This is a genomic window from Citrobacter sp. CK202, assembly GCF_030333225.1.
In the GTDB taxonomy this organism is placed as follows: domain Bacteria; phylum Pseudomonadota; class Gammaproteobacteria; order Enterobacterales; family Enterobacteriaceae; genus Citrobacter_B; species Citrobacter_B koseri.
The window spans coordinates 615543-635525 of the sequence record NZ_JAOWGI010000025.1; the positions used below are offsets into that span (position 1 = coordinate 615543).

Annotated in this window: 15 protein-coding genes and 1 pseudogene; 3 read left to right on the top strand and 13 right to left on the bottom strand. The window is 54.0% G+C overall.

Going from position 1 to position 19983, the window contains the following annotated elements:
* Window positions 1–3 precede the first annotated feature (3 nt).
* A complete protein-coding gene (gene ppx / locus OGX84_RS12425; protein WP_275165730.1) occupies window positions 4–1545 on the top strand; it encodes an exopolyphosphatase in 1542 nt (513 codons plus the stop codon).
* A 7-nt stretch (window positions 1546–1552) separates the two neighbouring features.
* Here ppx and OGX84_RS12430 read toward each other — a convergent pair whose 3' ends face one another.
* Both OGX84_RS12430 and OGX84_RS22825 read right to left on the bottom strand, forming a co-directional pair.
* Window positions 1553–3802 (bottom strand): sensor domain-containing phosphodiesterase, encoded by a 2250-nt coding sequence (locus OGX84_RS12430; protein ID WP_199977477.1) that lies wholly within the window; start codon window positions 3800–3802, stop codon window positions 1553–1555.
* A gap of 164 nt (window positions 3803–3966) precedes the next feature.
* A pseudogene (locus OGX84_RS22825) lies at window positions 3967–4035 on the bottom strand (hypothetical protein); the annotation flags it as partial.
* A gap of 119 nt (window positions 4036–4154) precedes the next feature.
* On the opposite strand from OGX84_RS22825, the gene OGX84_RS12435 reads away from it, so the two are divergent.
* Entirely contained in the window at window positions 4155–4346 is a 192-nt protein-coding gene (locus OGX84_RS12435; RefSeq protein ID WP_012131276.1) for a YfgG family protein, read from the top strand.
* Window positions 4347–4496: 150 nt separating this feature from the next.
* Here the strand turns inward: OGX84_RS12435 and guaA are convergent, their stop codons facing one another.
* Both guaA and guaB read right to left on the bottom strand, forming a co-directional pair.
* Window positions 4497–6074, bottom strand: coding sequence for a glutamine-hydrolyzing GMP synthase (guaA, locus tag OGX84_RS12440; protein WP_058667885.1), 1578 nt, complete (start codon window positions 6072–6074; stop codon window positions 4497–4499).
* 68 nt (window positions 6075–6142) lie between these two features.
* Window positions 6143–7609, bottom strand: coding sequence for an IMP dehydrogenase (guaB, locus tag OGX84_RS12445; protein WP_012131273.1), 1467 nt, complete (start codon window positions 7607–7609; stop codon window positions 6143–6145).
* A gap of 161 nt (window positions 7610–7770) precedes the next feature.
* Between guaB and xseA the strand changes: the two genes are divergently transcribed.
* The gene (gene xseA, locus OGX84_RS12450; RefSeq protein ID WP_112001767.1) at window positions 7771–9144 is read left to right on the top strand and encodes an exodeoxyribonuclease VII large subunit; all 1374 of its coding nucleotides are present in this window, start codon (window positions 7771–7773) and stop codon (window positions 9142–9144) included.
* On the opposite strand, the gene OGX84_RS12455 is transcribed toward xseA, so the two are convergent.
* The 9 genes from OGX84_RS12455 to rlmN form a co-directional block, all read right to left on the bottom strand.
* Window positions 9141–9356: a zinc ribbon domain-containing protein gene (locus OGX84_RS12455; protein WP_058669111.1), complete on the bottom strand. Its 216-nt coding sequence runs from the start codon at window positions 9354–9356 to the stop codon at window positions 9141–9143. The genes xseA and OGX84_RS12455 overlap by 4 nt on opposite strands.
* A gap of 130 nt (window positions 9357–9486) precedes the next feature.
* Entirely contained in the window at window positions 9487–11040 is a 1554-nt protein-coding gene (locus tag OGX84_RS12460; protein ID WP_112001766.1) for a peptide MFS transporter, read from the bottom strand.
* A 300-nt stretch (window positions 11041–11340) separates the two neighbouring features.
* Window positions 11341–12813: a ribosome biogenesis GTPase Der gene (gene der / locus OGX84_RS12465; RefSeq protein WP_047462015.1), complete on the bottom strand. Its 1473-nt coding sequence runs from the start codon at window positions 12811–12813 to the stop codon at window positions 11341–11343.
* Between the two features lie 118 nt (window positions 12814–12931).
* Window positions 12932–14110, bottom strand: a complete 1179-nt coding sequence (gene bamB, locus OGX84_RS12470) for an outer membrane protein assembly factor BamB (protein ID WP_104868346.1) — start codon at window positions 14108–14110, stop codon at window positions 12932–12934.
* 10 nt (window positions 14111–14120) lie between these two features.
* A complete protein-coding gene (locus OGX84_RS12475; RefSeq protein WP_012131267.1) occupies window positions 14121–14741 on the bottom strand; it encodes a YfgM family protein in 621 nt (206 codons plus the stop codon).
* Between the two features lie 13 nt (window positions 14742–14754).
* The gene (hisS, locus tag OGX84_RS12480; protein WP_024130119.1) at window positions 14755–16029 is read right to left on the bottom strand and encodes a histidine--tRNA ligase; all 1275 of its coding nucleotides are present in this window, start codon (window positions 16027–16029) and stop codon (window positions 14755–14757) included.
* A gap of 109 nt (window positions 16030–16138) precedes the next feature.
* A complete protein-coding gene (gene ispG, locus OGX84_RS12485; protein WP_012131265.1) occupies window positions 16139–17257 on the bottom strand; it encodes a flavodoxin-dependent (E)-4-hydroxy-3-methylbut-2-enyl-diphosphate synthase in 1119 nt (372 codons plus the stop codon).
* Between the two features lie 26 nt (window positions 17258–17283).
* Window positions 17284–18297, bottom strand: a complete 1014-nt coding sequence (gene rodZ, locus OGX84_RS12490; RefSeq protein ID WP_112001765.1) for a cytoskeleton protein RodZ — start codon at window positions 18295–18297, stop codon at window positions 17284–17286.
* A 290-nt stretch (window positions 18298–18587) separates the two neighbouring features.
* Window positions 18588–19754, bottom strand: a complete 1167-nt coding sequence (rlmN, locus tag OGX84_RS12495) for a dual-specificity RNA methyltransferase RlmN (RefSeq protein ID WP_012131263.1) — start codon at window positions 19752–19754, stop codon at window positions 18588–18590.
* Window positions 19755–19983 lie beyond the last annotated feature (229 nt).

Genomic DNA, 19983 nt, shown 5'->3' on the forward strand with positions numbered 1-19983 from the left:
GCTATGCCAATACATGACAAGACACCCCGGCCGCAGGAGTTCGCGGCGGTCGACCTCGGTTCGAACAGTTTTCATATGGTCATTGCCCGCGTGGTGGATGGCGCCATGCAGATCATCGGTCGGCTGAAACAGCGCGTACATCTGGCGGATGGTCTCGGCGAAGACAATATGTTAAGTGAAGAAGCGATAGAACGCGGGTTAAGCTGCTTATCGTTATTCGCCGAACGCCTACAGGGATTCTCCCCGTCAAGCGTGTGTATCGTAGGCACCCATACCCTGCGCCAGGCGCTGAACGCCACCGATTTTCTGAAGCGCGCGGAGAAGGTCATCCCCTACCCGATCGAAATCATTTCCGGTAACGAAGAAGCCCGCCTGATTTTTATGGGCGTGGAGCATACGCAGCCGGAAAAAGGCCGCAAGCTGGTGATCGATATCGGCGGGGGTTCGACGGAGTTAGTCATCGGTGAAAACTTCGAGCCCAAACTGGTCGAAAGCCGTCGCATGGGGTGCGTCAGTTTCGCACAAATCTATTTTCCTGGCGGCGCCATCAGCCCGGAAAATTTCCAGCGCGCCCGAATGGCCGCTGCGCAAAAACTGGAGACGTTAACCTGGCAGTTCCGCATTCAGGGCTGGAACGTCGCGCTGGGCGCGTCCGGCACCATCAAAGCCGCCCATGAAGTGCTGCTGGAAATGGGTGAGAAGGACGGCTTCATTACGCCAGAACGGCTGGATAAACTGATGGCTGAAGTGCTCAGGCACCGCTCCTTTGAAGCGCTGAGCCTGCCGGGTCTGTCTGAAGAGCGAAAAGCGGTCTTTGTACCGGGTCTGGCCATTCTGTGCGGCGTTTTTGATGCGCTGGCGATCCGCGAACTCCGCCTTTCCGACGGGGCGCTGCGCGAAGGCGTGCTGTACGAAATGGAAGGCCGCTTCCGTCATCAGGATGTGCGCAGCCGTACGGCCAAAAGCCTGGCGAATCAGTATAACATCGACAGCGATCAGGCCCGGCGCGTACTGGAAACAACCATGCAGATGTATGAACAGTGGCAGACGCAACAGCCAAAGCTGGCGCATCCGCAGCTGGAAGCGTTACTGAAGTGGGCTGCAATGCTGCATGAGGTGGGGCTGAACATCAACCACAGCGGCCTGCACCGCCACTCTGCCTATATTCTGCAAAACAGCGATTTGCCGGGTTTTAACCAGGAACAGCAACTGATGATGGCGACATTAGTCCGTTATCATCGTAAAGCCGTTAAACTGGATGACTTGCCCCGCTTTACGCTGTTCAAGAAAAAACAATTCCTGCCGTTGATTCAGCTATTGCGCCTGGGCGTTCTGCTGAATAATCAGCGCCAGGCCACCACAACGCCGCCAACGCTACGGCTTAAAACTGACGACAATCACTGGACGTTGCGCTTCCCGAATGACTGGTTTAGCCAAAACGCGCTCGTCCTGCTCGATCTGGAAAAAGAGCAGCAATACTGGGAAGCGGTCACGGGCTGGCGTCTCAAAATCGAAGAAGAGAGTTCGCCCACTATCGCGGCGTAATTTCGCCTCAGGCACCAGACAATGGTGCCTGCACCTCTTCCAGCGTCGCCGCCAGCGGCCTGGGTTCGCCAAGCAAATAGCCCTGAAGGTAATCGATCCCCAACGCGCTCACCGCGCTACGAATTTCTTCGCTTTCCACATATTCCGCCACCACTTGCATATTCTTCATTCGCGCCAGATGGCAAATGGACGCCACAATCTGGTAATCGAGACTGTTAGAGACGATATTGCGAATAAAGCTGCCATCGATCTTGAGAATATTCGCACTCACATTTTTCAGCCGCGCATAACTGGCATAACCGGTTCCAAAATCATCAATCGCTATCTGGCAACCTAACTGTTGCAACTGTGACAACGTTGCCTGACCCTGTTCGGCATTGGAGAACGCATTGCTTTCGGTCACTTCAAAGATCAGTTGCCACGCTTCAACTTCGTACTGGCTCAGCAGGTTACTGACATCAATCGGAAACTGGGCGCGGCATACCGACGTTGGTGACAGATTGATGGCAAACCGGTGGGCTGGCAGCTTATCCCGGTTTTCCGCCATAAAGCGCAGGGTATTTTCAATCACCCACAGATCGATGCTGGACGACAGGCCAAATTCGTGAGCAACGGGCAGAAAACCATCGGGATTGATCATGCCGCCATTATCGTCTTTCAGTCGCAGCAGTATTTCATGGTAAACATCGCCGCGAATACCTGAAATCGGCTGCGCCATCAGGCAAAAATGATCGTGCTCCAGCGCATACTGCAAGCGGTTCATCATCGCCACTTTATCTTTCAGGTCCCGCTGCAAATGCATTGCGCCACGCCGCTGCATATTCTCCGGTTTGTTGGTCATCAGAGAAAGATCGGCGATGGTACTTAATTCGCCTAATAACAGATAGATATGGCTGACCGGAGAGCGCACATAGCAGTAGCTGACCCCAACCTGCGGCTGGAGCGGCATATCATCCCACATGAAACGGAATTGCTTGATATGGTTGTCCAGCGCTTCAATGCGCTGTTGATGCGACTCCATATTCAGACGCAGAATCAAATCATGCCCCGACAGCTGATACACGCATTCACCGGGCACCAGCAAGGTGTTTATCCAGTGGGAGAGCTTTTGCTTGTACTGAATTCTCAGCATAACGCCATAGTTCTTCCCCAGTAATTCCAGGCCGGGCACGCGTAAAAAACAGAGTGCTGACCAGGGCGAATTTTTCAGCGCGCGATTTAGCGCCCGCAGGTTAGGCAGATGCACGACGGGATCAAGATACGCGAGCCGACGCGCCCGACCGCTGACGATTCTCTGGCGCGTCGCCAGCACCGCCATATAGCTCACAATAAAAGAGAAAACCAGGTAGCTTGAAGACGTAATAGTGAGTTGTGTGTCATACCCGGAATAATAAGGCATGTAGCTCTGGTAATAATGAATTGCGGTAATGAGAACAGCCGACCATATCAGCGAAATAAATCGATAACCGTAGCGCATCGCTCCCCATAGCATTACCGGCAATAATAATGACAAGGTATAGTTAGTGCTAAATATTGAACTATTTTCATTCAATGGCATGCAAAGCATTGTCATGAGCAATGTCAGCACGAGTAACCAGATAACAACCTCTTTCTTTGTGACTTTCTTATCAAACTGTTGTTTCAGCTGCGCATAATATCCACGCAGGTACAGAGGATTGCGGACAGTGCGAATAATAAAATAACACAGCGGAACGCCGATAAGATTTCCCACCAGTAAAGCCTGATAGTTAATCAATGTATTGATATTAAAAGGCATTACGCCCATCATGCTTGATTTGCTCGCATACATTCCTAGGAAGGCGGCAAATTGAAAAAGCACCAGAAATAACGTCGCCGGGCAAAACACCTGCCAGAACATCCGCTGAAACATCAGGTGAGCATCGCCATGAGACACCTGATTACGCCGGGGAGTAAACACGCGATACCCGCCCCAGCAGAGCACGACCGGGATAATGAAATGTCCGATAATGGAGAGCGTCTCATACAATCCCACTATCGGATAGCGGTTCCAGAAGATTGCGACCGCAATGCCCGGTAATGCCGCCCAGTCAAAAAATGACATCAGGCTGATGGTGAATGCCAGAGGAAGATAAAAAAGCGTGACATTGCCGGAACCCGTATTGGTATGCGCGTAGGTATTGGCAATGCTTAATATGGGCAACAGCAAAGAGGGTAAAATGAGAGGCAGCACCCACCATTTATCTCTGATTTTGATATAGGTCTGATTTAGTTTCATAGATGCTCAGCAAAAACCCTCGCTTCCTGCAAGGTGCTTCAGACAGGCATCCCACCTGACTTTAAAATAATAATAAAAACAACGTCACAATATGTGTCTTGATTCTAGTTATCAACGGGAAGCAACATTTGATATATATCAATCAATTTCCTTCTCATTAACTAATAATTACGTTTTTTCTGCTTCGTTATCATTAATTTATTATTAACGTAAATACTAAAATTATCTTTCATAACAATAAGAGATAAATCAACTGACGTATTTTTACATAATCGACAATTGACCATTCCTTTACAATGTGCCTTAATGTACTCATCGCCCACTATGCTGGGCATACCCTAAGGAACCTTTTGTGAGTCAGGCAACCAGTATGCGAAAACGACATCGATTTAACAGTCGAATGACCCGTATCGTACTGTTTATCAGTTTTCTCTTCTTCTTCGGACGCTTCGTCTACTCTTCTATCGGTGCCTGGCATCATCATCAGGATAAAAAAGAAGCTCAACAGTCCACTCTCTCAGTCGAGACGCCTGCTCAACGCTAAACTTTTCCTGCTCACATAAACATACTGTTTTCTGGATTGCATATGCATTCGCCGGACAGATAGCGCTGTGCCTCAGTCTGGTAAAGAAAAACCCCCTGCACAGGCAGAGGGTCTTTATTCATTACAACGCAGTGGTCATGAAGCGGGAGGTTATTCCCACTCAATCGTTGCTGGCGGCTTACCGCTGATGTCATACACCACGCGGGAGATGCCGTTGACTTCGTTGATGATGCGGTTAGAGACGCGGCCGAGGAAATCATACGGCAGGTGCGCCCAGTGCGCGGTCATAAAGTCGATGGTTTCTACCGCACGCAGGGAGACAACCCAGTCGTATTTACGGCCATCGCCCATTACGCCAACGGAACGAACCGGCAGGAACACGGTGAACGCCTGGCTCACTTTGTTGTACAGATCCGCTTTGTGCAACTCTTCGATGAAGATTGCATCCGCACGACGCAGCAGGTCGCAGTACTCTTTCTTCACTTCACCCAGCACGCGTACGCCCAGACCCGGCCCCGGGAACGGGTGACGGTACAGCATGTCGTACGGCAGGCCCAGTTCCAGACCAATCTTGCGCACTTCGTCTTTGAACAGCTCTTTCAGCGGCTCAACCAGACCCATCTTCATCTCTTTCGGCAGGCCGCCCACATTGTGGTGAGATTTGATGACGTGCGCTTTACCGGTGGCGGAAGCGGCGGACTCGATAACGTCAGGATAGATAGTGCCCTGCGCCAGCCATTTCACGTCTTCCAGTCTGAACGCTTCTTCGTCGAAGACTTCAACGAATACGCGACCGATGATCTTACGTTTCGCTTCAGGATCGTTTTCGCCTTTCAGCGCGGTCAGGAAACGTTCTTCCGCCGGAACGTGAACAATGTTGAGGCCAAAATGATCGCCGAACATGTCCATTACCTGCTCGGCTTCGTTCAGACGCAGCAGGCCGTTATCAACAAATACGCAGGTCAGGTTTTTACCGATGGCACGGTGCAGCAGCATCGCGGTAACGGAAGAGTCAACGCCGCCAGACAGGCCGAGGATCACTTTGTCGTCGCCAACCTGTTCACGAATGCGATTTACCGCATCGTCGATAATCTTCGCCGGAGTCCACAGCGCTTCACACTGGCAGATATCACGCACAAAGCGTTCCAGCATGCGCATACCCTGGCGGGTATGCGTGACTTCCGGGTGGAACTGCACGCCGTAAAAACGTTTTTCCTCGTTAGCCATAATAGCGAACGGGCAGGTTTCGGTGCTGGCAACGGTGACAAAGTCAGACGGGATAGCGGTAACTTTATCGCCGTGGCTCATCCACACGTCCAGCAGCGGCTTGCCGTCTGCGGTCAGGGAGTCTTCAATGCCGCGAATCAGCGCGCTGTCGGTTCTCACTTCCACCTGCGCGTAACCGAATTCACGTTCATTAGATGCTTCAACATGGCCGCCCAGTTGCATCGCCATCGTCTGCATGCCGTAGCACACGCCGAATACCGGCACGCCAGCTTCAAACACATACTCCGGCGCGCGCGGGCTGTTTTCTTCAGTGGTGCTTTCCGGGCCGCCGGAAAGAATAATACCGCTTGGGTTGAATTCGCGAATTTGTGCTTCCGTAACATCCCACGCCCACAGTTCGCAGTAAACGCCGAGTTCACGCACGCGACGCGCAACCAGCTGAGTGTACTGAGAACCAAAATCCAGGATGAGAATGCGATGTTTATGAATATTTTCCGTCATTGACGCTAATTCCGAGGCAAGTGAAACAGATTAAATAAATCGCCCGACACGAGGTCGGGCGAAGAAAATCAGGAGCCCAGACGGTAGTTCGGGGACTCTTTGGTGATGGTCACGTCATGAACGTGGCTTTCCTGAATACCCGCACCGCTGATGCGTACAAACTCCGCTTTGGTACGCAGCGCGTCGATAGTACCACAGCCAGTCAGACCCATACAGGAGCGCAGGCCGCCCATCTGCTGGTGAATGATCTCTTTCAGGCGGCCTTTATACGCTACGCGGCCTTCGATACCTTCCGGCACCAGTTTGTCTGCCGCGTTATCGCTCTGGAAGTAACGGTCAGAGGAGCCTTTGGACATCGCGCCCAGAGAACCCATACCACGGTAGGATTTGTAAGAACGGCCCTGGTACAGTTCGATTTCGCCCGGGGATTCTTCAGTACCCGCCAGCATGGAACCGACCATTACCGCGCTTGCGCCTGCGGCGATCGCTTTGGCGATATCGCCGGAGAAACGAATACCACCATCGGCGATAACCGGAATGCCCAGGCCTTCCAGCGCTTCAACCGCGTCAGAAACCGCGGTGATCTGCGGAACGCCTACGCCAGTGACGATACGGGTCGTACAGATAGAGCCAGGACCGATACCCACTTTCACCGCGCTGACGCCAGCGTCTGCCAGCGCGCGCGCGCCTGCGCCGGTTGCTACGTTGCCGCCGATGATTTGCAGATCCGGGTATTTGGCGCGGGTTTCACGAATGCGTTGCAGAACGCCTTCGGAGTGGCCGTGAGAGGAGTCGATCAGCAGTACGTCAACGCCAGCGGCAACCAGTGCGTCAACGCGCTCTTCGTTGCCCGCGCCCGCGCCGACTGCCGCGCCAACGCGCAGACGACCCTGCTCATCTTTACAGGCGTTCGGTTTACGTTCCGCTTTCTGGAAATCTTTTACGGTGATCATGCCGATCAGATGGAAGCTGTCATCCACAACCAGCGCTTTCTCAACGCGTTTTTCGTGCATTTTGGCAAAAACCACTTCACGCGCTTCACCTTCGCGCACCGTGACCAGGCGCTCTTTCGGCGTCATATACACGCTGACAGGCTGGCTCAGGTCGGTGACAAAACGCACGTCACGACCGGTAATGATACCGACCAGCTCGTTATCTTCGGTGACAACCGGATAGCCAGCAAAACCGTTACGTTCGGTCAGTTCTTTCACTTCACGCAGCGTGGTGGTTGGCAGAACGGTTTGCGGGTCGGTGACCACGCCGGATTCATGTTTCTTCACGCGGCGAACTTCTTCCGCCTGACGCTCGATAGACATATTTTTGTGGATAAAACCGATGCCACCTTCCTGTGCCAGGGCGATTGCAAGGCGCGCTTCCGTCACGGTATCCATTGCTGCGGAGAGCATAGGGATGTTCAGACGAATGGTTTTCGTCAACTGCGTGCTGAGGTCGGCAGTATTCGGCAGAACGGTGGAGTGAGCGGGAACGAGGAGGACGTCGTCAAACGTCAGAGCTTCTTTAGCAATACGTAGCATGGGCAATATCTCTAACCTGGGGGTGGATAAATATTGCCGTGGCATTATACAGAGCGAAACCGATTGCATCCACACTTTTTTGCAAATAATGCTTGCGATCCCCTGTGGGCGGGTTACTATCGACTGAATAACTTGCTGATTTAGAATTTGATCCCGCTCACATGTTATCCTCTCAGACCTCCTCAATCTTTACCGTAAGCCGCCTTAATCAGACGGTTCGTCTGCTGCTTGAGCAGGAAATGGGGCAAGTATGGATCAGCGGTGAAATCTCTAATTTCACGCAGCCCGCCTCCGGCCACTGGTACTTTACGCTAAAGGATGACACCGCCCAGGTACGCTGCGCGATGTTCCGTAACAGCAACCGCCGCGTCACTTTTCGCCCGCAGCACGGGCAACAGGTGCTGGTTCGCGCCAATATCACCCTGTATGAGCCGCGCGGCGACTATCAGATCATCGTTGAAAGCATGCAGCCTGCGGGTGAGGGCCTGCTCCAGCAGAAATATGAGCTGCTGAAAGCAAAATTGCAGGCTGAAGGGCTGTTCGATCAGCAGTATAAACAACCGCTCCCCTCGCCCGCTCACTGCGTCGGGGTGATCACCTCAAAAACCGGTGCCGCCTTACATGACATTCTTCATGTCCTGAAACGCCGCGATCCCTCCTTGCCGGTTATCATCTACCCGACCGCTGTTCAGGGTGATGACGCGCCGGGCCAGATTGTTCGCGCCATTGAACGGGCTAACGCCCGAAATGAATGCGACGTGCTGATCGTCGGGCGCGGCGGCGGTTCACTGGAAGATCTGTGGAGCTTTAACGATGAGCGCGTGGCGCGGGCGATTTTCGCCAGCCGCATTCCGGTCGTTAGCGCCGTCGGCCATGAAACCGACGTCACCATCACCGATTTTGTTGCCGACCTGCGCGCGCCGACGCCTTCCGCAGCCGCCGAGATAGTCAGCCGTAATCAGCAGGAGTTGCTGCGCCAGATTCAGTCCGCGCAACAACGCCTCGGGATGGCGATGGATTACTATCTGGCAAACCGCAACCGCCGTTTTACGCAGCTTTTCCATCGGTTACAGCAGCAACACCCGCAACTGCGCCTGGCGCGCCAGCAGACAATGCTGGAAAGATTGCGCCAGCGGATGAACTTCGCGCTGGATAATCAACTCAAGCGCGCGGCCTCGCGCCAGCAACGTGTCCTTCAGCGTTTAAACCAGCAAAACCCGCAGCCGCGAATTTATCGCGCGCAAACGCGTATTCAGCAACTGGAGTATCGTCTGGCCGAGAACGTGCGCGCACGTCTGAGCGCTACACGCGAACGCTTTGGCAATGCGGTAACGCATCTTGAAGCCGTCAGCCCGCTCTCCACGCTGGCGCGCGGTTATAGCGTAACCACGGCGACGGACGGCAAAGTGCTGAAGCAAACCAGACAGGTGAAAGCCGGTGATGTACTCACCACCCGGCTGTCAGACGGCTGGGTGGAAAGCGAAGTGAAAGGCGTGACGACCGCGAAGAAAACGCGCAGGAAAAAGACGGATTAAAGCGGCACAAACTCCACGCGCTTTTTAGAGATCAGCCCATGACCATTCTGGCAGAAATAATCCACCGCGCCGCAGGCTTTTAACACCTGGAGCGGCTTATGGCACTCCGGGCAGCGCGCTTCAAGTTCAATATCTTTATTGCAGCTGTCGCAGTGCGCCGCACCGTTTTGCGGTTCCAGCTCTGTATGGCAATCCGGGCAGGTAATCGACACGGTAACTCCTTTGATATGTTGCGAGCTGAGCATCAAAACCCATGACCAATAAATCCCTGAACGCCTGTTCCCGTCTCATTCGTTGAACTGCCGGGGCGTCACTCACGCCCCGGCCAGGTCGAATGTTGCATCAGGCGTTAGTGACCGGCTTCTGCTCATTTTTAGTCTGTGTATTTTCCAGCATACGACGAACCGGAACAATAAGCACGATCAGCACCGCAGCGCAAATCAGCAGGGCGACGGAGCAACGCGCGAAGAGGTCCGGCAGCATATCGAGCTGATCGGCCTTCACATGGCCGCCAATCAGGCCCGCAGCCAGGTTACCCAGCGCGCTCGCACAGAACCACAGCCCCATCATCTGACCGCGCATTCTTTCCGGCGCCAGCAGCGTCATGGTCGCCAGACCGATCGGACTCAGGCACAGCTCGCCCAGCGTCAGCATCAGAATGCTGCCTACCAGCCAGAACGGCGATACGCCCGCCCCGCCGTTATTCAGCACGTTCTGCGCCGCCAGCATCATCAGGCCAAAGCCCGCCGCCGCACACAGAATACCGATAACAAACTTGGTGATGCTGCTCGGGCGAATGTTCATGCTCGCCAGCTTTGGCCATGCCCAGCTGAACACCGGCGCCAGCAGGATGATAAACAGGGCGTTGATCGACTGGAACCATACGGCCGGGATCTCAAAATCGCCGATCATGCGGTTAGTGTAGTCGTTGGCGAACAGGTTGAATGAGGTTGGCTTTTGCTCAAACGCAGACCAGAAGAATGCGGCTGAAACCAGCAGGATAAAGCAGACCAGCAGTCGTGCGCGCTCTTTACGGTTCAGGCCCGCAAAAACAAACAGGTAGATAAAGTAGAGCGCAACAGACGCCGCAATCACGTACACCAGCATGCTGGCTACCGCGACCGGGTTAATCACAATCACGCCCTGAGCGATCAGCGCAACGATAACCACCACGCCTACTGCCAGCGCCAGCAGCCATGCGCCCACGCCGTTTCTCTTCACTACCGGGCTGTTCCAGGTGGAGTCCAGCCCCACTTCGCTGTCGTAGCGTTTCATTGCCGGAACGGCAAACACGCGGAAGATGATCAACGCCACCAGCATCCCGATGCCGCCGATACCAAAGCCCCAGTGCCAGCCGTGGCTTTTAATCAGCCAGCCGGAGATCAGCGGTGCAATGAACGACCCCATATTGATGCCCATATAGAACAGCGAGAAACCGCCGTCACGACGCGCATCGCCTTTTTTATACAGCGTCCCCACCATGACCGAGATACAGGTCTTGAACAGGCCAGAACCGAGCACGATAAACATCAGGCCGATAAAGAACAGGTTGTCGCCCATCACGGCAGAGAGCGCAATCGACAGGTGGCCGAGCGCAATCAGAATCGAGCCGTACCAGACCGCTTTCTGCTGGCCGAGCCAGTTATCCGCCAGCCAGCCGCCAGGCAACGCCGCGAGATACATCGTACCGGCAAAGATACCGACAATCGCGGAGGCGTTTTCACGCGCCAGTCCCATGCCCCCGTCATAGACGGTCGCAGCCATAAACAGGATCAGTAACGGACGGATGCCGTAAAACGAGAAACGTTCCCACATCTCGGTGAAGAACAGCGAACCGAGCGGATAAGGATGGCCGAAGAACGTTCGGCTTTCTTTTTGATGAACAGAGGATTGCATAATTCTCCCGAAAAGGTATGTCGTTGTGCTTATAAACACCGCAATGCACGCCGACCAGTTACGTATCTGGCCGATTTTTTTACATGCGGCGAAGGGTTATTTAACCATTTGATAACCTGGAGCCAGTTTTGTCTAGAACCAACCCCTGGACTTTAAGATGAAAATTCGACAATTGTCTACTTTCTTAGATTTAAAGTTGGAAGAAAACGAATAGTCATTGACATCACACAGGGAAACCATCAGCTGGAACAAAACAAAAAAACCCGCGACAGGCGCGGGTTTTATCAACGTCAGCGACGATTATTTGCTTTTCTTAATGTGCTTAATCAGACGTTTACGCTTACGCATCTGGGTCGGGGTCAGCGTATTGCGCTTATTCGCATACGGGTTTTCCCCTTCTTTAAACTGAATACGGATAGGCGTTCCCATCACGTCCAGCGATTTGCGGAAGTAGTTCATCAGATAGCGCTTGTAAGAGTCCGGCAGGTCTTTCACCTGGTTGCCGTGAATCACCACGATTGGCGGGTTATATCCCCCGGCGTGGGCATATTTAAGCTTCACGCGGCGACCGCGAACCAGCGGTGGCTGGTGATCTTCAACCGCCATAGTCATGATGCGGGTCAGCATGGCGGTGCTGACGCGACGGGTTGAACTGTCATACGCTTCACGTACGGATTCAAACAGGTTGCCCACGCCGCTGCCATGCAGCGCAGAGATAAAGTGTACGCGCGCAAAGTCGATAAAGCCCAGACGGAAGTCCAGCGTCTCTTTCACCTGCTCTTTCACTTCCTGGGTCAGGCCGTCCCATTTGTTCACGACGATGACAAGTGAGCGCCCACTATTAAGGATAAAGCCCAGCAGCGACAGATCCTGATCGGAAATCCCTTCGCGCGCATCAATAACCAGCATCACCACGTTGGCATCTTCAATCGCCTGCAACGTTTTAATGACGGAGAATTTTTCTACCGCATCGGTGACTTTCCCACGCTTACGTACGCCTGCGGTATCAATCAGCACGTATTCACGCTCGTCGCGTTCCATCGGAATATAGATACTGTCGCGCGTCGTTCCCGGCATGTCATAGACCACTACGCGGTCTTCACCCAGAATACGGTTAGTCAGTGTGGACTTACCTACGTTCGGACGACCGACAATCGCCAGTTTGATTGGCAGATCCTGAGGGTTGAAGTCATCTTCCGGCTCCTCTTCCCCGTTCTCTTCCGCTGCCAGTTTCGCCCAGTATTCGGCGTCTTCATCCACTTCTTCCTGCGGGGCGACGTCGTCCATCCACGGCAGCAGAACATGCTCCAGCAGGCTGAGCACGCCACGACCGTGAGAAGCCGCAATCGGGTGAATTTCACCTAAACCCAGCGCATAGAAGTCGACAACCGCCTGATCGGGATCGAGCCCGTCAGTTTTGTTTGCCACAAGGAATGTGGGTTTTTCGCGGGAGCGCAGATGTTTGGCGATCGCTTCATCCGCTGGCATCAGGCCAGCACGCGCATCCACCATGAACAGCACAACATCAGCCTCTTCAATCGCCAGCAGCGACTGTTCCGCCATGCGGGTTTCCACACCGTCTTCGGTGCCATCAATACCGCCGGTATCAATACAGATAAACTCGCGGCCTTCAATCTCCGCACGACCGTACTTACGGTCACGAGTCAGACCCGGGAAATCCGCAACCAGCGCATCTCGGGTGCGAGTTAGACGGTTAAATAACGTGGATTTTCCGACGTTAGGGCGCCCGACAAGCGCGACCACAGGTACCATGTTTAAAGCCTCATTTAAAAAATCATCAAACAACGCGCGCGATTTTTGCGCCGTTGTTAAAAACAGTAAAACGGCCCCTGCACCAGGAGCCGTTTTTCAAAGCGTGCGGCCGTGACGATTAACGCGTAATAGAGTACAGCGTACCGTCTTTCGCCTGGATCAGCAGTTTGCCATCGGCAGAGACCGGTTCGGTCAGGAAGCCGGAGCTATCCACTTTTTGCTGAGCCACAAAACGACCATCCTCAACGTTAATCCAGTGCATATAGCCTTCGCTATCGCCTACCACCAGATTGCCATTATACAGCGCAGGCGATGTCAGCAGGCGGTGCAGCAGATCGCTTTGCGTCCACAGCGTCACACCGCCGTCGGTGGTCAATGCCAGAATACGGTCGTTCTGATCCACCAGGTAGATACGATCGCCGTCAACGATGAAATCATTCACCGAGCCCAGTTCACGTTTCCACATAATCTGACCACTGCGCAGATCCAGCGCCGTCAAGTTACCATTATAAGCCAGCGCGTAAACGACGCCATTGACGATAACCGGCGTGGTATCGACATCGCTCAGACGGTCGATTTCAGTCGAACCGGTCGCCTGGGAAATACGCTGTTGCCAAATCATCTGGCCCTGCTGCATCAGCACGGCGCTGACGCGACCGTTATCACCACCCACAATGGCGGCGCCATACGCGGTAGCCGGAGCGGACTCACCGCGCAGCGAAAGCGACGGCATGTCGAGGTTCACGGTCCATTTGATCGCGCCGTCCGCCTCATTCAGCGCCTGCAACTGACCGTTGCTGGTATGAATAAGCACCAGGCCATCACTGACAACCGGGCGAGATAACGCTTCACCGGCGACTTTCGTCTGCCATGCCGTCGTACCGTCAGCCGCGTTCAACGCATAAACCTGCGCTTTTTCGCTGCCAACATAGACATGGCCGCCGGAGACCGTTACGCCGCCAGACAACAACGCAGGCGCTCTGGAGAACCAGCCGTCTTTCTCCGCCAGGTTCACGGACCAGACTTCTTTCCCGTCATCCGCGTTTACCGCTTTTACGATGCCTTTACGGTCAGCCGCGTAGACCACGTTATCGGCATACGCCGGGTGCAGGTTGGAATAGAACTCGCCGATACCGCTACCTACAGACGTACTCCATGCGGTAGACGGCGTAAACTGGTTTTCCACCGTCGGCAACGGGGACATTTTGACAACATCTTCTTCGCCACTAAACAGTGAACAACCGCTCAATAACGTAACAGAAAGCAGTCCTGGCAGAAGTAATTTACGCAATTGCATCGGGTCCCTCTCAGATGGACAAATTATTGATTTTCATCTGCATCATTTCACTCAGCGCCGGGCTGGCATCGCTTTTCACGCCTGCTTCCCATGCGCTGCGCGCGCCTTGTTTATCGCCTTTGCTCAGCAACGCTTCGCCACGCAGATCGGCGACAATCGCAGCCCATCCTTCACCTTTTACGGTATCGAGCGTTTTCAGCGCGGTATCGGCTTGCTTGAGCTGCACCTGAACGCGGGCAAGACGCAGATTAATCACCGCTTTGAGGTTCTCATCGCTGGTGGCCGCCAGTCCTTGCTGTAGCTGGGCTGCGGCTTTCTCAAGTTCATTTTGATCAACAAACTGCTGCGCCAGTTCCATAGAAGCTAACGCGCCGTAGGTATTTTTATTCTCCGTGGCGAATTTCTCCGCAGCGGAGATGCTATCCGGTTTGCCCGCGCTCACCGCGGTCACCGCATTTTGATATGCCAGAGAAGCAGAGCGTGCGGACTCCGTCTGATGACTGGTCCAGTAGCGCCAACCGAGCAGCGCGCCAACCCCTAAAATCACCCCAACAGCCAGCGCTTTGCCGTTTTCAGCAAAGAAGCGTTTGATCGCATCAACCTGGTCGTTTTCGTTCTCGTAAATTTCCACGCTGTCCTTCTCCTTAACCCAATAACGTGCGCAAATGTGCGGTCACACTATCCTGTGCGACTGCCGTTTGCTCACCAGAGCGTAAATCCTTCACTACAACGGTGCCGTCAGCCACTTCGGACTCACCCAGCACCAGTGCAACGCGGGCGCCCCATTTATCGGCACGGGCAAACTGTTTCTTAAAGTTGCCGCCGCCGTGGTTAGTCATCAGTTTTACGCCCGGATTTTCATCACGCAGGCGCTCCGCCAGTGTCATCGCCGCAGACTGCGTATCCGCGCCTGAGGCTACCAGGTATATATCGACAACAGGATCGGCATTAAATTCCAGATTAACTGCCTGAACTAACAAAACAAGTCGTTCCAGACCCATCGCAAAGCCCACCGCCGGGGTTGCGCGACCGCCAAGTTGCTCCACCAGACCGTCATAACGACCACCGGCGCACACTGTGCCCTGAGAACCCAGACTGTTGGTTACCCATTCAAATACGGTGCGGTTGTAGTAATCAAGGCCGCGAACCAGACGCTGGTTGACGGTGTAAGCAATACCCGCCGCTTCCAGCAGTTTGCACAGACCTGCAAAGTGCTCGCGGGAGTCGTCATCCAGATAGTCGCCCAGAGCAGGCGCATCGTTGAGCAGCGCCTGAACGTCCGGGTTCTTGGAATCCAGCACGCGCAGCGGGTTGGTGTACATGCGGCGTTTGCAGTCTTCGTCCAGCTTCTCTTTATGCTGTTCAAGGTATGCCACCAGCGCATCACGATAGTTGGCGCGCGCGTCAAGCGAACCGATGGAGTTCAGCTCCAGATTCACATGTTCAGCAATACCCAACGCACGCCACCAGCGCGCGGTCAGCAGAATCAGCTCCGCATCAATATCCGGCCCTTGCAGACCGAAGGCTTCGACACCCAACTGATGGAACTGACGATAACGCCCTTTCTGCGGACGCTCATGGCGGAACATCGGCCCGATATACCACAAGCGCTGTTCCTGATTGTACAGGAGACCATGTTCGATACCGGCGCGTACGCAACCCGCCGTCCCTTCAGGACGCAACGTCAGGCTGTCGCCATTACGATCCTCAAAGGTGTACATCTCTTTTTCAACCACGTCAGTGACTTCACCGATAGCGCGTTTGAATAACGGGGTCTGCTCTACAATCGGCAAACGGATTTCACTGTAACCGTAGCTGCCGAGCACGTTTTTGAGTGTGCCTTCAATGCGCTGCCAGATGGCGGTTTCGCCAGGCAGATAATCGTTCATGCCGCGAATGGCTTGAATGTTTTTTGCCACGTTTATTCTCTTTCTGAATATAAAAATGAACCCTCAGCGCTTCCCAAACGATACGGGAGCCATGCGGGTTCAATCATACACGGGAAGCGCGCCGCTTCCCATCGCGTTATTATTTTTCAACCTGCTGCACGTCGATTCGACGCGCTTCGTCCATAATGCTGGCCTTCGCGCGGATACGGGCTTCAAGCTGCGTAATCATATCATCGTTGTCGAGTCTGTCTTTACGCACGCCGTCTTCATACAGGCCGCTTTTCTTGTTGCCGCCCGTTACGCCCAGCGTCGAAACCAGCGCTTCGCCCGGCCCGTTCACCACACAGCCGATGATGGAAACGTCCATTGGCGTGATGATGTCTTCAAGGCGTTGTTCCAGCGCGTTGACCGTGCCGATGACGTCGAACTCCTGACGGGAACAGGTTGGGCAAGCGATAAAGTTGATCCCACGCGCACGAATGCGCAGCGATTTCAGAATATCGAAGCCCACTTTAATTTCTTCTACCGGATCGGCCGCCAGAGAGACGCGCAGCGTATCGCCAATGCCTTCCGACAGCAGTAAACCGAGGCCAATCGCCGATTTCACCGCGCCGCTGCGCGCGCCGCCCGCTTCGGTGATCCCAAGATGCAACGGTTGTTCGATCTGTTTCGCCAACAGACGATAGGATTCTACCGCGAGGAAAACATCCGAGGCTTTCACGCTGACTTTAAACTGATCGAAGTTCAGGCGATCGAGATGATCCACATGGCGCATCGCCGATTCCAGCAGCGCCTGCGGCGTCGGCTCACCGTATTTTTCCTGTAGATCTTTTTCCAGCGATCCGGCGTTTACGCCGATACGGATAGGGATATTTTTATCGCGGGCGCAGTCGACAACGGTACGAATACGCTCTTCGTTACCGATGTTGCCTGGGTTGATTCGCAGGCAATCCACGCCATATTCCGCCACTTTCAGCGCAATGCGATAGTCGAAGTGGATATCAGCAACCAGCGGGACATTAACCTGCTGCTTGATAAGCTTAAACGCCTCTGCGGCATCCATTGTCGGCACGGAGACGCGGACGATATCCGCGCCAACACGTTCCAGCGCTTTAATTTGATTGACCGTCGCTTCCACATCCGTCGTGCGCGTATTGGTCATTGACTGTACGGCGATGGGGGCGCCATCGCCAATCGGCACATTCCCAACGTAAATACGTTTCGATTTTCTACGTTGAATTGGAGCCTGGTTATGCATGAAAAATCTCCCGCGTTGCCCGTCTGTTACTGCGCCGGTGATTGTTCGGCATTAAGGGTCAGACGCGCAACCTGGTTAGTTCTGATAAAACGGCTCAGATCGACAGGTTTTCCTTGATACTGGATCTGTACCGCAGCCGGGGCGCCAATTTTAAGCTTATAAGGCGCCTGACCGGTTAGGTTTAAATTGCCATCTTTACGCTGCATTCCGCTAAACAGTTTTTTACCTGTCGCATCGGTGACTTCCAGCCAGCAATCGGCGGTAAAGTTCATCACCAGCGCGTTCGGATCGACCGCTGACGCAGCCACGCCCGCCTGATCGGTCGGCAATGACGCCGTATCACCCGTCGCGGCAGGCGCCGTGGTTGCGGTATCCACATTCGCCTGAGAAGGCGCAACGACCGCATTCTGCTGAGCGTCTGCGGCAGGCGCCGTGGTCGTCGCGGACGCATCCGGCGTCTGCGGCACGGTGTTTGTCGCCGTAGAGTCAACAGGCGCAGTTGGCGCTGGCGTCGAATCCTGGCTTGCGGCTTCGCTGGTGTCCAGCGGTACGCTCTGGGCGCTATCGCCGCCGGCATTCAGTTCAGCAGAGGATTGATCGACCATCGTGGTGAGTTCTTCCTGCTGAGCCTTATGGTTTTGCCACCACCAGGCCCCCGTCAGGCCAACCACCACAAACAGCACCAGCCAGGTGAACGTCATCAACCAGCCATCGCGCTTTTTACGACGCTTACCTAAAGAGAAGCTCTGCATCGGCGCGACTTTGGAAGGGCGAACCGGCGCCTGTTTTTCCAGACCGGGCAGCAGTTCTTCTTCAGGGATGTGCACCAGACGCGCATAAGAGCGGATATACCCGCGCAGAAACGTTGAAGCGAGATCGGCCGGGGCCTTATCTTCTTCAATATCGCGTACCGTGGAAACCTTCAGGCAAAGTCGCTCTGCAACCGCCTGCTGGCTGAGTCCGAGTTGTTCACGGGCATTGCGCAGACGAACGCCGGTGGATTGTGCTTCATTTTGGTCGTGCGTGGCTTCAGTATTCATTCGCTACAGCTGCTGGTACGTAAATTGGGATTCAGGCGCCGGTGAGACACAATGCCCACCCGCACCGCGAAACATCTGGTCAGTTAACCTTAGTTGGACAGTATAAGACTGTCAGGCTACTTATGACAAAACAGCTTAATCCTTAAGGCTAAACTATTGTTGCACCGCTACATACTGCCCTAAAGTTGACAAAAACGCACCGTTAATATTGACCAGATAAGTACAACTTGAGGCATCATTCAACCAACATTGCGCCACTGTACACAAAACACACAATGGCGCAAGCCGTATCAGACCGCCTTAATGTCGATAGCCTCACCTTGCATACGCTTACGCAGAGTACGTTTGGTACGGTCAATCACATCCCCGGCAAGCTGACCACAAGCGGCATCAATATCGTCGCCGCGTGTTTTACGCACAATGGTCGTGAAACCATAGCTCATCAACACCTTAGAAAAACGATCGATGCGGCTGTTGGAACTCCGGCCATACGGCGCGCCCGGGAACGGGTTCCACGGAATCAGGTTAATCTTACACGGCGTATCTTTCAGCAGTTCCGCCAGCTGATGCGCATGTTCCGTTCCATCGTTAATGTGGTCCAGCATGACGTATTCAATTGTGACGCGTCCCTGATTCGCATTGGATTTCTGCAAATAACGGCGAACCGCGTCGAGGAACGTTTCGATGTTGTACTTTCTGTTGATCGGTACAATTTCATCGCGAATTTCATCGTTCGGCGCATGCAAAGAGATCGCCAGCGCAACGTCAATCATGTCGCCCAGTTTATCCAGAGCCGGAACAACGCCTGACGTCGACAGCGTAACGCGGCGTTTAGACAGACCGAAACCGAAATCATCCAGCATGATTTCCATCGCCGGTACAACGTTGGTCAGGTTCAGCAGCGGTTCACCCATGCCCATCATCACCACGTTGGTGATCGGACGTTGCCCGGTGACTTTCGCCGCGCCGACAATTTTCGCCGCACGCCACACCTGGCCGATAATTTCAGAGACGCGCAGGTTACGGTTAAAGCCCTGCTGCGCAGTCGAGCAGAATTTACACTCCAGCGCGCAACCAACCTGTGAAGAGACGCACAGCGTGGCGCGATCGTCTTCCGGGATGTAGACCGTTTCCACGCGCTGATCGCCAACGGCAATCGCCCATTTGATGGTGCCATCTGAAGAACGCTGTTCTTCCACCACCTCTGGCGCGCGGATTTCCGCCACCTCTTTCAGTTTGCCACGTAACACTTTGTTGATGTCGGTCATCTCATCAAAGTTATCGCTGCAATAGTGGTACATCCACTTCATCACCTGATCGGCGCGGAAGGGTTTTTCACCTAATTCTTTAAAAAACTCCCGCATCTGCTGACGGTTCAGATCCAGCAGGTTAATTTTTCCATTTTTATCAGGAACAACCGGGGTGATGATTTCAGACGTGACAATTTGTTCAGACATATTCTATTCCGGCCTCGTTATTACACGTTATGGCCCCTGGAGGGTTGAAAAAAGAAACGCCCCAGTGAGCGGTGCTCGTCCTGGGGCGCTGCATTGTACAAATTCTATCGCAAGGATGCCACGCCTGCGCGGGACATTAGCGAAAATAATGTGTAAAGGCAGAGCAGCGTCGTAGACCTGATAAGTCGTAGGCCGGATAAGCATCAGCGCCATCCGGCATTGCGCGACG